Origin of the sequence: Asanoa sp. NPDC050611, from assembly GCF_040654855.1 — a bacterium.
Taxonomy (GTDB): domain Bacteria; phylum Actinomycetota; class Actinomycetes; order Mycobacteriales; family Micromonosporaceae; genus Asanoa.
Genome location: NZ_JBFAIU010000231.1, coordinates 1 through 12,218 on the forward strand (window position 1 = coordinate 1; position 12,218 = coordinate 12,218).

General features: G+C 69.4%; 6 protein-coding genes. All 6 read right to left on the bottom strand.

Going from position 1 to position 12,218, the window contains the following annotated elements:
- Window positions 1-109: 109 nt before the first annotated feature.
- Window positions 110-886 (bottom strand): alpha/beta hydrolase, encoded by a 777-nt coding sequence (locus AB0H87_RS28545; RefSeq protein WP_360152160.1) that lies wholly within the window; start codon window positions 884-886, stop codon window positions 110-112.
- Between the two features lie 68 nt (window positions 887-954).
- On the bottom strand, window positions 955-5,244 hold the full coding sequence (locus tag AB0H87_RS28550) for a discoidin domain-containing protein (RefSeq protein WP_360152163.1): 4,290 nt from the start codon (window positions 5,242-5,244) through the stop codon (window positions 955-957).
- Between the two features lie 62 nt (window positions 5,245-5,306).
- Window positions 5,307-8,432 carry a discoidin domain-containing protein gene (locus tag AB0H87_RS28555; protein ID WP_360152166.1) on the bottom strand — a complete coding sequence of 1,042 codons (3,126 nt, stop codon included), beginning with the start codon at window positions 8,430-8,432 and terminating at the stop codon, window positions 5,307-5,309.
- Between the two features lie 103 nt (window positions 8,433-8,535).
- Entirely contained in the window at window positions 8,536-10,152 is a 1,617-nt protein-coding gene (locus tag AB0H87_RS28560) for an alpha-amylase family glycosyl hydrolase (protein WP_360152175.1), read from the bottom strand.
- Between the two features lie 83 nt (window positions 10,153-10,235).
- On the bottom strand, window positions 10,236-11,204 hold the full coding sequence (locus AB0H87_RS28565) for a carbohydrate ABC transporter permease (protein WP_360152169.1): 969 nt from the start codon (window positions 11,202-11,204) through the stop codon (window positions 10,236-10,238).
- Between the two features lie 13 nt (window positions 11,205-11,217).
- Entirely contained in the window at window positions 11,218-12,129 is a 912-nt protein-coding gene (locus AB0H87_RS28570; RefSeq protein ID WP_360152172.1) for a sugar ABC transporter permease, read from the bottom strand.
- Window positions 12,130-12,218 lie beyond the last annotated feature (89 nt).

A 12,218-nucleotide genomic window follows, 5' to 3' on the forward strand; every position in this document is an offset into this window, starting at 1 on the left:
TGGTCGAGCACCACGTTGCCGCCGAACGCCTTGGTCAGCTCAACCGCTTCGAGGCAGCCGCCCGGTTCGTCGCCGGGCAGGGCCGCCACGGCGCGCCCGCCACCGAAGGCTAGGCCTGCACGGGCGCGTACCTGGCCAGGAAGTCGAAGAACGCCGCACGGAGCTTGGCGTCGCCGCCTTCGATCACCAGGGGTACGCCGTGCGTGGCACCCGGTGTCACCAACACCTGCGCGTCCGGGCTGGCGGTGGAGGCCTTCGCGAACTCCAGCGCGGCGTCGCCGAAGAGCCCGTCGTCCTGCTGCGCCAGGTAGAGCGCCGGGACGGCCACCTTGGGCGCCTCCTGCTGCGCGCTCACGCCGCCGTAGGCCAGCGGGCCGGAGACCGACACGACGCCGGCCACCGGCGGGCTGATCTTCGCCGCCGCCGCGATCGAGAACGTGCCGCCCATCGAGGCCCCGACCAGCACGACCGACGTGGCGCCCGCGGCCCGCAGCGTCGCTGCGGCCGCCATGACGTCCTCGTCGAACCCGACCTCGCTGCTCTCCGACGAGCCGTGCCCGTGGAAGTCGAACGCGAGCACCCGGTACCCCTTGCCGATCAGCTCGTTGAAGCCCAGGATCCACTGGCACAGGTCGGCCTCGGCCTGGTGGGCCAACACGACCCCGGTCGAACCGCTGCCGCCGATCAGGCCGCCCAGGTTCGTGGCGCCGTCGACACCGAACCGCACCGGCGAAGCGCCGACGCCCGAAGCCATGCCCGGGCATTCGGCACCCGGGACCGGGCCGCTCGGGCTGGGCGCGGCCGCCGGGCCGGCCTTACCGTCGGCACCGGAGCAGCCCGCCAGGAACAACAGCGTGGCCACGCAGGCCACCAACCCCCGTCGCATGAACCCTCCGAACAGATCGAGAGTGCCCCGGGGACTCGGCGTTGTCCCCGGGGCACTCGGTCTCGTGGTTAGTTGATGATCAACTGGAAGGTCGTCGTCGTGTTCTTGATGTTCTGGAAGTTGTTGCTGAACCGCAGGTTGTTGAATGTCGCCGAGCCGACCGCCGGGCCCTGCCCGGGTTCCGGCAGCTCGTTGACCCAGATGCCGAAGCCGGACTTGGCGTCGAACGCGTCACCGCTCTTCTGCGCACCCGAGATCGAGATGTTCGTGAAGACCGTGTCCTGCACCGGGTTCTCCGGCGAGGATCCGTTGTACTTGGTCTGGAACATGATCCCGGAGTACGTCGGATCGACGATGTCGACATTGGACACGCGTATGCCGCGGAACTCCTTGGACGCGGAGAACGCCCAGATCGCTCCGAACGTCTGGTTGCCCCAGAAGTGGCCACCCGACCGGATGAGCGAGATGTTGTCGAACGTGGTCAGCCCTGGCCCGAACCCGACGAACGGGTAACCGAAGTCCAGCGAGCTGATCGTCAGGCCGGAGTAGGTGAGCTGGTCGGCGATGTAGAGGTTGCGGAAGGTGTTGTTCTGTCCGCCGTACACCGCCACACCCGCGGCCCGCCAGGTGACCGTCGCGGACAGGTTCTCGAACGTGTTGCCTGTGTTCGCACCCCCACCCGCGTCAGTCGCCGAGAACAGCGCGAACGCGTCGTCGCCGTTGCCGCGGCCCTCGTTATTGGAGATCAGGTTGTTGGTGCTGCCGTTGGTCATGTTGACCGCGTCGGCGAACGTGTTGCGGAAGCGGCTGTTGGTGATCTTCAATCCGCTCACGCTCACGCCCCAGTAGGCGCAGATCGTGTGCTCGACCCAGACGTTGTCGATCGTCATGTTGTCGACGTTCTGCAGCTCACCCCAGACCTTGCCCGGCCCGTCCTGACGCGACGTGTAGTTGCCGAAGAAGGCGAGGTGTTCGAAGGACGACCCGCTGGCCGACGCCTGCACGTCGAAGCCGGCGTTGGTGTCCTGCTGGGTCTGTGGTGTCTGGAACCGGGTGTACCAGATGCCGGCACCGACGACCTTGATCGGCCGCAGGTAGATCTGGAACTTGTTCTGCGTCTCGTAGGTGCCCGCCGGCAGGTAGACACCCAGCGAGCTCGCGTCCTGGCGAGCCGCGTCGAAGGCCGCCTGGACCTCCTGCTGGCTGGTGCCGGTCGGCACCTTGTAGCGGGCCGGGTCCGGGTTGGGCCGCGGGGCCACCTGCTCCAGGTTGATGAAGTCGACGGTCGCCTCGGTGCCGGTGTCCTTCTGCAGCTTGATCGTGGAGCCGGCCGGGATCGACGAGTTCAGCATGATGTTGGCCTCGTCGTAGATGTGCCGCGGCCCGCCCGAGCCCGGCGAGTTGTTCGGGCTCGCCTCGGCGCCGTAGAGCCACGCGTACCGCGAGTTGAGCGGGATCGCCTTGTGCAGCGTGCCGTTGACGTAGATGTTCAACGACGACGACTGGCCGCCACCCCCGGCGGCGTCCGGGATCGAGAACCGGACCACGAGGGTGTTGGTGGGGTTGCGCGTCGTCCACTGCACGAACGACCCGTTCGACGGCAGCCGCACCGCGCGCCGGCCGGACGCCTCGCCCGCGAGGTCGCCGATGGTCCGGTTCGGCGCCAGCGACTGCGCACCGCCACCGATCGAGCCGTCCTCGGCCTCGTACATGTCGTACGGCATGTTCGCGCCGCGGCCCGAGAAGAACGGCTGCTCGCTGGTGTTGTTGGTCCGCTTGACCGGCAGCTCGTTGGCGTCGTCGGCGAGCACCACGCGCACCGTGTAGCGACCGTTGGCGGCCGTCCAGGTGCCCATGTTGACCGCGGGCGCGGTGGCGCCGGCGGCGATCGCGCCGCTGTAGGAGCCCGTCAACGTGCGCACCACCGAGCCCGACTCGTTGAACACCGTGAGCGTGATGCCGTGCGCTCCACCGGCCGAGGCGATCGTGCCCTGGTTGCGGATGGCCACCGAGAAGGTGACCGTCTGCCCGGCCGACGGGTTGTTCGGCGACCAGCTCACCGAGCCGGCGACCAGGTCGGAGCTCTGCACCTGGCCGACGACGAGGTTGCCGCCGGTGAACGTGTTGTTCGCGTCGCTCTGCTCGATCACCGTGTTGCTCTCGTCGACCTTGGCGATCAGCTGGTACGTGCCGGCGTCGCGCGGCCCGATGTTGGCCGAGACGACCGCCTGACCGCCGGCCGCGAGTGCGCCGACGTTGGCCGTGCCGACCTTCGTGGTGCCGAAGTAGAGGCCCACGGTGGTCGCGCCCGAGCCGGCGTTGCCGATGTTGCGCACCGTCGCCGACAGCGTGATCGAGTCGGTCTCGATCGGGCTGGCCGGCGACGCGGAGATCGCGCTGACGGTCAGGTCGGGGTTCGGTGCCGGCGTGCCGATCACCTGGAACTCGGAGACCTGCCCGTTGGACGAGCCGCTGTTGGCGGTGAAGGTCAGCCGCACGTCCGCGACCGAAGCGCTGACCGGGATCGTCACGGTGTTGCTCGCCGACGCGTTGCTGAAGCTGTACGTCGCCGAACCCACGAGCGTCGTGAACCCGGAAGCGCTCTGCTCCCGGCCCGAGATCGAGAACGTCTGGGTACGCGGACCCCAGGCGCCGTCCGGCGGCAGCTTGACCACGACCGAGCTGACCGTGGCGTTCGCGCCGAGCGACACCGTCAGGGTGCTCGGGTAGGCGCCCGGCGCGCCCTCCCAGTAGGTGGCCGCGTTGTCGTCGTTGGCGTTGGTCGCGACGAACGTGTGCACCGTCGACGAGCCGGTGATCGGCTTGCCAACGGCCAGGTTGGTGCCGCCCGGCCCGCCGCTGCCGGCGCGGGTGACCGTGTTGCTGTTGCCGGAGACGTTGCCGGCCGCGTCCTTGGCCCGCACGTAGTAGGAGACCGTAGCGGTCGCCGCCTGCGTGTCGGTGTAGGTGAGCACGTTGCCGGCGACGCTGCCCCGCACGGAACCGTTGGCGTAGACGTCGTAGCCGGTGACACCGACGTTGTCGGTCGAGGCGTTCCAGGTCAGCCGGATCTGGTTGGAACCCGGCTCGGTGTACGCGAGCCCGCCCGGCGCCGACGGCGCCTGCGTGTCGGTGGACGTGCCCTGCCGGGTCACCGTGTTGCTGTTGCCCGACTGGTTGCCCGCCGCGTCCTTGGCCCGCACGTAGTAGGACACCGTCGCGCTGTCCGGCTGGCTGTCGGTGTAGGTGAGCACGTTGCCGACGCTGGTGCGCAGCTGACCGTTGGCGTAGATGTCGTAGCCGGTCACGCCGACGTTGTCGGTCGACGCGTTCCACGTCAGCCGGATCTGCCCGGAGGCGGGCTGGGTGAAGGCGAGACCCGAAGGCGCGGTCGGTGCGGAGGTGTCACCGCTCGTCGGGCCGTACACCTCGAGCTCGGAGATCTGGCCGGCCGGCCAGGCGGTGTTGGCGGTGACGTTCAAACGCACGTACCGCGTGGTGGCCTGGTTGAAGGTGATCGACACGGTGTTGCCGCTCGCCGGGTCGAAGGTGCGCCCAGCCGACGGCGACAGGTCGCTGAACGACGTGCCGTTGGTGCTGCCCTGGACGGACAGCGCCTGGGTGCGGCTGCCCCAGCCGGTCGGCAGCTTCAGCACGACGCGGTTGACCGCGACGGCCGCGGCGAGGTCGACCTGCACCCACTCGGGGAACGAGTTGTTGGTGCTCTCCCAGTACGACCCCTGGTTGCCGTCGACCACGTTGCCGGAGCCGTAGACGTCGGCGTGCCCGGACTCGCTGGTCGCCTTGCCGAGCGCGAGGTTGCTGGACGACGTCGTCGCCCCGTACACCTCGAGCTCGGAGATCTGCGCCGCGCCCCACCCGGTGTTGGCGGTGATGTTGACCCGGACGTAGCGGGCGTTGGTCGCGCCGAAGTTGATGGTCACCGTGTTGTTGTTGCCGGGCGAGAAGGTCTGGCCCGCGGACGAGGTGATCGCCGAGAAGCTGGACCCGTTGGTGCTGCCCTGGACGGACAGCGTCTCGGTGCGCTGCCCCCAGCCGTCGGGCAGCTTGAGCACGACCTGGTCGATGCTGATCGTGCTGCCCAGGTCGACCTGGCCCCACTGGGGCAGGGCGCCGGAGCTCTCCCAGTAGCTGCCCTTGTTGCCGTCGGTGAGGTTGCCGGCGACGAAGCCGCCGTTGGTGCTGCTGGCCGACGTGGGCTTGCCGGCGGCCAGGTTGGGCCCGCCGGCCGCGGCGGCGGGCGCGCCGGACACGGCCGCGAGTGCCGTGCCGACGAGCAGAGTCGAGATGGTGCCGGCGGTCAGCCGTGTGACACGTCTTGGTCTGGATCGGGTCATGACGGGGGTTGCACCTCTTCCGTTGAGGGATTCCGTGGAGTCGGAAGGGATACCGGGGTGGGTCAGGAGGCGTAGACCTCGAACTCCGCGAGCTGCCCGGCGGGCCAGCCCGTGTTACCGGTGAACGTCAGCCGGACGTGGCGTTGCGACGTCGCCGGGAACGTGATGGTGGCGGTGTTGCCGGAGGCCGGGTTGAACGTGCGACCGGCCGCGCCCGCCAGGGTGGTGAACGACGATCCGTTGGTGGAGCCCAGAACCGCCACCGTCTGGGTACGCGTCGCCCAGGCGGCCGCGGGCGGCAGCTTGAGCACGACCCGGGAGATCGAGGCGTTGGCGCCGAGGTCGACGGTCACCGACTGCGGGAACGCGTTGTTGGCGCTCTCCCAGTAGGTGTTGGTGTTCCCGTCGACCGTGTTGCCCGAGGCGTACGTCTGGACGTGACTGGTCTCGGTCGTCGGCCGGCCCGCCGCGAGGTTGGTGACCGGCGGCGGCGTGGTGCCGCCACTGCCGTACACCTCGAACTCGGAGAGCTGGGCCGCCGGCCAGACGTTGTTGCTGGCGAAGGTGAGCCGCACGTAACGCCGGCTGCCCGAGGGCAGGTTGACCGTGACGGACGAGCCCTGGTTGAAGGTGTAGTTCGCGGCCCCGACCACCTGGCTGAAGGAACCGCCGTCGGTGGACCCGAGGACCGCGATGTTCTGGGTACGGGTCTCCCAGTTGCTCGGCAGCTTGAGCACGAGGCGGTTGACCGTCTGGGCACTGCCGAGGTCGACGGTCAACGACTGCGGGAACTGCCCGTTGCTGCCTTCCCAGTAGGAGGCGACGTTGCCGTCCGCCGCATTGCCGGCGACGTACGGCCCGTTGTTGCTGGTCGCCGTCATCGGCCGGCCGGCGGCGAGGTTGCCGGTCCCGGGATCGGTGCTGCCACCCGTGCCGTTGCCCGACAGGCCGACCACGAGGTCACCCGGGGTCGTCTGGACGAACAGCATGCCGGCTCGGTTGCCGGTCGCGGTCGGCCGGAACGTCACCGACGCGGTGCAGGTGGCGTTGGGCGCGAGCGTGCCCGGGCAGTTGTTGGTCTGCGCGAACTCGGCCGGCGAGGTGGAGATCCCGGAGACGGGCGCGTTGGCGTTGCCGGTGTTGCGCAACGTCACGGTGCGGGCCGCGCTGGTCGTGTTGACCGGCTGGTCGCCGAAGTTGACACTGCCGGGCTCGGCGACGATCTGGCCGGACGCCGGTGGCGTCGTTGGCGGGTTGGTCGGTCCGCTGTTCCACTGTGGAGCGGGCCACGGCCCGCATGCCGGCGTCGTGGTGTACCAACCGGAGTTGCCGGCTCCCTGGGTGATCTGGAAGCCCGAGCCCACACAGTTGTGGATCGGCACCGGCTGGGCGATCCCGGACGCGACCACGTTGGTAAATGACACCTGGCTGGGCGCCTGCACCTGGAGCGCGTAGGTGCCCGCGCCCTGGATGCGCACGTTGTTGAAGTTGATGCCGCGCGTCTGCCCCTCGATCCAGTGCAGCGCGGCGTACGAGCTGTCCAGGATGTCGGTGTCGGTGATGTTGATGGTGGCGTCGCCGGCGAACGCCTCGTTGAGCGCCGAGAACCAGATCGCGCCGACGCCGAAGTTCCAGTTGTAGTCGGAGTTGCCGGCCCGGATCGTCGTGTTGCGGGCGATCGTCCAGGTGCCGTGCACGGCCGTCGCGCCCTGCACGCCCGGGTAGCGGTTGGCGACGTGGATGCCGCCGCCGTTGGTCAACGAGTCGGCCACGACGTTGTCGCTGATCGTGATGTCCCGCCCGCCGTAGCTGACGAGGTGGTTGGCGAGCAGCGTGACGCCGATCGTGTTGCGGGTGAACGAGTTGCCGACGTTCGGCACGTTCTGCGCCCACATCGCGAGCGCGTCGTCGCCGGTGTTGCGGACGAACGTGTTGGTCACCGTCGAGTTCGTGACGCCGGTGTGGAAGTTGACCCCGTCGGCGGTCTGGTCGAGGATCCGGCTGTTGCGGATCGTGAAGTTGTTCATCGGGCCGTCCATCCAGGCACCCACCTTGGTGTGCTGGATCCAGACGTTGTCGATCACCGAATCCGTCATCGCCCCGCCGAACGCGTTGACCTGGTCCTCGTCGACCCGCTCGCGGATGTCGCCGATGATCGCGAGGTCGCGCACGGTCACGTTGCGGCTCGGGCCGTTGGCCTCGTGCGACCGGATCTCGCCGGTGTAGCCGCCACCCGGCACGTACTTGCCGTAGATGCCTGCCGCCCGCTTGCGATCGGTCGGGTGCCGGCCGCCGAGCACCGAGTACCACGGGCCCGCGCCGCGCAGCGTCACGCCGTCGACCACGACGTGGTCCCAGAGCGTGAACGTGCCCTGCGGTACGTACACCGGGCGGCCCTGCGCCTGGCCGGCGTTGACCGCGGCCTGGAACTTGGCGGTCGAGTCGGTGGCACCGGTCGGATCCGCGCCGTAGTCGGCGACGACGTCCAACGCGTTGGTCGGCTTGCCGATCGGCCCCGGCACGTTCTCGAAGTCGGCCAGGTCGATCGTGAACGTCGGCGACTGCGCGGTCGAGTTGACCTGCAGCCGGATCTTCGTGCCGACGGGCTGCGTCGAGCCGAACATGGCCCGGGCCTCGTCGTAGAAGTGGTGCGGGTTGGTGTCGCCCGGGTTGTTGTTGAACGGATAGCCGCCGTAGTACCAGCCGTACCTCGAGGTGACCGGCACGGTCTTCAGCAGGTTGCCGTTGGCCCGCAGGTCGATGGTCGCGTCCCGGCCCTGGCCCGAGGGCCCGTCCGGGATGCTGTAGCGGAACGTCACGGCGTTGGCCGGCGCGGTCAGCGTGAACTCGACGTACTCCCCGACCGCGTCCAGCGTCACCGCCTCGCGGCCGGAAGCCTCGGCGGGCAACTGGCCGTAGAACCGGGTCGGGCCGATCTTCGTGCCGGTGTGCGCGACCTCCTCCGCCTCGTGCTCGACGAACGGGACGGTCGCGCCGCGGCCGGCGATGTCGAACGGCGACAGGCCGGCCGCGGCGGCGGGCGTCGCGGAAAGGGTGACCACACCGATACCGGTAGCGAGCAGGGCGGAGCCGGCCAGGATGGCCAGCCCCGCCCGGCGGCGGGTGGTGGTGGTGTTGCGCGGTGCGGTGCCGGCTGTGGGCGCAGCTGCGGCGTCGTGGTTGGGCATGGGTTCCCTTCCGAGAGGTGGGACGATCCCCCCGTGCGTGGTGCCCTTTGGTGCGCGTACCCCCGTGTGTCTTCAGTTGTTGCCGTGGAGCCGTTCGGTCAGTTCATGCGGTGCGGAGCCAGGCCGTCGTGTCGGGCGGGAGCCGGTCGCCCTCGAGCGGACCGCTGACCAGCCAGACCTCCTCGTGCTCGGGGAGTTCGACGCTGGCCGAGGAGAGGTTCGCGACGCAGATGAAACGCGGGTCGCGAGCGAAGGACAGCACGCCGTCGGGCGACGGCAGCCAGCGCATCGCGCCGTCGCCGAGGGCCGCGGCGCCACGCCGGACCCGCAGCGCGGTGCGGTATAGCTCCAGCATCGAGTGCGGGTCGCCGGTCTGCGCCTGCACCGTGCGGTCCTTCCAGTCCGCCGGCTGCGGCAGCCAGGGCGCGGCCGAGCCGGTCGGGCTGAACCCGAACGGTGACTCGGCGCCCGCCCACGGCAGCGGCACCCGGCAGCCGTCGCGGCCGGGGTCGACGAAGCCGGACCGCTCGTACATCGGGTCGGTGCGGATCGCCGGCGGGATGTCCTCGACCTCCCAGAGCCCGAGCTCCTCGCCCTGGTAGATGTAGGCGCCGCCGGGCAGCGCCAGGCAGAGCAGCGCCGCCGCGCGGGCCCGCTGGTAGCCCAGCTGCAGGTCGGTCGGCGTGCCCTCGCGCTTGGTGGCGAAGCTGAACGTGGTGTCGGTGCGGCCGTAGCGGGTGACCGGCCGGGTGACGTCGTGGTTGGAGAGCACCCAGGTGGCGGGTGCGCCGACCAGCGCGTGCGCCTCCAGGGTCCGGTCGATGCAGGACCGCAGCAGCTCCGGGTCCCAGGCACAGCCGAGGAAGTCGAAGTTGAACGCGGCGTGCAGCTCGTCGGGGCGCAGGTAGTTGGTGAACCGCTGGGCGTCGGGCAACCAGACCTCACCGATCAGCGCCCGCTCGCCCGGATACTCGTCGGCGATCCGTCGCCAGCTCCGGTAGATGTCGTGCACGCCGTCGAGGTCGTGGAACGGGTGGTGCTCGGCCGCCTCGACCTCGGGCAGCGCCGGGTCCTTGAGCAGCAGCGCCGCGGAGTCGATCCGGATGCCGTCGACGCCGCGGTCGAGCCAGAACCGCAGGATGCTCTCGAACTCCGCCCGGACCTTCGGATGGTCCCAGTTGAAGTCCGGCTGCTCCGGGGTGAACAGGTGCAGGTACCAGTCGCCGGGCGTGCCGTCCGGGTTCGTGGTGCGGGTCCACGTGGTGCCCTTGAACTCGCCGCGCCAGTCCGTCGGCATCTCGTCGCCGTTGGGCCCGCGGCCCGGCCGGAACCAGAACAGCTCGCGCTCCGGTGCGTCCGGGCCCCCGGCCAGCGCGGCCTGGAACCAGGGGTGCTGGTCGGAGCAGTGGTTGGGAACCACGTCGATGATCACCCGGATGCCCCGCTCGTGGGCCTCCGCGATCATGGCCTCGGCCTCGGCGAGGGTGCCGAAGATCGGATCGATGTCCCGGAAGTCGGACACGTCGTAGCCCGCGTCCGCCATCGGCGACGGAAACCACGGGCTCAACCAGACCGCGTCGACCCCGAGCCCGGACAGGTGGTCCAGGTGTGCCCGGATGCCGGCGATGTCGCCGATGCCGTCGCCACTGCCGTCGGCGAAGCTGCGGGGGTAGATCTGATAGATCACCGCCCCGCGCCACCACGGCTGGCTCTCTGCGATGGACACTGGATACCTGCTTTCTGTTTCGGGTGGTTCGGGTGCGTTCGTTCGGTCCGGCGTCCTCGCCGGAGCTGATCTGCTGGTCAGCCCTTCATACTGCCCGCCGCCAATCCGCCGATGATGCTCCGCTGGAAGATGAGGAAGACCACGATCATCGGGACGCTGGCGATCGCCAGGCCCGCCATGAGCTGGGTCGGCGGCACCTGGCTGGTCGAGGCGAGCCGGCTGAGCGCGACGCTGAGGGTCTGCGTCTCCGGGTCCTGCAGGACCAGCAACGGCCAGATGAAGTCCTTCCAGATGGCCACGATCGAGAAGATCGACACCACGCCGAGGACGGGTCGCGAGAGCGGGAGCACGATGCTCCAGAGCACCCGGAACCGGCCGGCGCCGTCGAGCGCCGCGGAGTCGAGCAGGTCGTTGGGTATCTGGTCGAAGAACCGCTTGAGCACGTAGATGTTGAACGCGTTGGCGACCGCGGGCAGCCAGAGGGCCCACGGGCTGTTGAGCAGGTTCCAGCCGAAGATCGGCACGTCCGTGACGGTCAGGTAGGCCGGGATCAGCAGCGCGGTGGCCGGCAGCATCAGGCTGGCCAGCATCGCGCCGAGCACGACCCGGCCGAACATCGGGCGCAGCTTCGAGAGGGCGTACGCGACGCCGACCTGGAAGACGAGTTGGATCAGCCAGCCGCCGAAGGCGTACAGCGCGGTGTTGCCGAAGAACTTGGCGATCCGCATCCGGTCCCAGGCGAGCTGGTAGGTCTCCGGCACGAACGACTGCGGGAACAGCGTCGGGTCCGGCTGGGCGTACTCCTCGGGCGTCTTCACCGCGCTGCTGAACATCCAGTAGAGCGGGAAGATGAACACGGCCAGGAAGAGCAGGAAGACCACCGTCAGGACGAGCCAGTAGAGGATGCGGCCCTTGCCGCGGCTGATCTCCGTTTCGGAGAAGAGCGTTCGGGTGGCCCCTGAGCTGCTGCCGGCGCGGCGCTTGCGGGGTGGCGGGGCGACCGGCGGGGTGGCGGGCAACGGCCGGATCGGCGTCGTGATCGTCATCGGTCTGGTCCCCTCAGTCCCGGTCCCGGGTGACCCGCAGGTAGATCGCGGAGAAGATGGCCAGCACCACGAACAGCAGCACGCTCATCGCGGCGGCCATGCCGAAGTCCTGGTTGACGGTGAACGCGTACCGGTAGATCAGCACCATCACCGTGACCGTGTCGGGGTTCGAGGTGCCGGTGAGCTGGTACGGCTCGATGAACACCTGCATGGTCGCGATGATCTGCAGCAGCAGCAGGACCAGCATGATGAACCGCAGTTGCGGCAGCGTCACGTGGCGCAGCCGGCGCCAGGCGCTGGCACCGTCGAGCTCGGCCGCCTCGTAGAGGTCGCCGGGGATGCTCTGCAGCGCGGCGAGGTACATCAGCGTCGCGCCGCCCAGGTTGGCCCAGGTGGAGACCAGCACCAGCGAGATCATCGCGGTGGACGACGACTGGGTCCACTGGGACTCCGGCAGGCCGACCCCGCGCAGGATCGTGTTGAACAGACCGAAGCCGGGGTCGTAGAAGTAGCGGAAGAGCAGCACGCCGACGATCGGCGGGAGCATCACGGGCAGGTAGACGGCGACCCGGAAGAAGCCCTTGAGGTGCCGCATCTCGTTGATCAGGATCGACAGCGCCAGCGGCACGAGGAAGCCGAAGACCAGCGCGAGCCCGGTGAAGACCAGGGTGTTCTTCCAGGCCGTGACGAACAGCGGGTCGTCGAAGATCGCGGTGAAGTTGTCCGCGCCGACCCAGTACGGGTCCGTCACGAAGTTGATCTGCTGGAAGCTCAGGATCACGCCGCGCACCAGCGGGTACCACGAGAAGAGCGCGAAGCAGGCGATGCCTCCGGCCATGAAGGCGTACGCCATGAGGTTGTCCTGGATCTTCCGGCCCAGGCGGCTGCGGAACGCAGTCCGTCGGCCGGCGGTGGCGACCGCCATCTCCAGCGTCCTCTTTCAGGTCTTGGCGGGCCGCCGCCGGCGGGGTGCGCTGGCGGGTCGGCCACCGGCGGGGACGACTACGTCGTGAC

What these genes read in the sequence shown, in the direction of transcription:
- AB0H87_RS28545 (WP_360152160.1), bottom strand. Translation starts at nt 886, where the DNA reads ATGCGACGGGGGTTGGTGGCCTGCGTGGCCACGCTGTTGTTCCTGGCG.
- AB0H87_RS28550 (WP_360152163.1), bottom strand. Translation starts at nt 5,244, where the DNA reads ATGACCCGATCCAGACCAAGACGTGTCACACGGCTGACCGCCGGCACC.
- AB0H87_RS28555 (WP_360152166.1), bottom strand. Translation starts at nt 8,432, where the DNA reads ATGCCCAACCACGACGCCGCAGCTGCGCCCACAGCCGGCACCGCACCG.
- AB0H87_RS28565 (WP_360152169.1), bottom strand. Translation starts at nt 11,204, where the DNA reads ATGACGATCACGACGCCGATCCGGCCGTTGCCCGCCACCCCGCCGGTC.
- AB0H87_RS28570 (WP_360152172.1), bottom strand. Translation starts at nt 12,129, where the DNA reads ATGGCGGTCGCCACCGCCGGCCGACGGACTGCGTTCCGCAGCCGCCTG.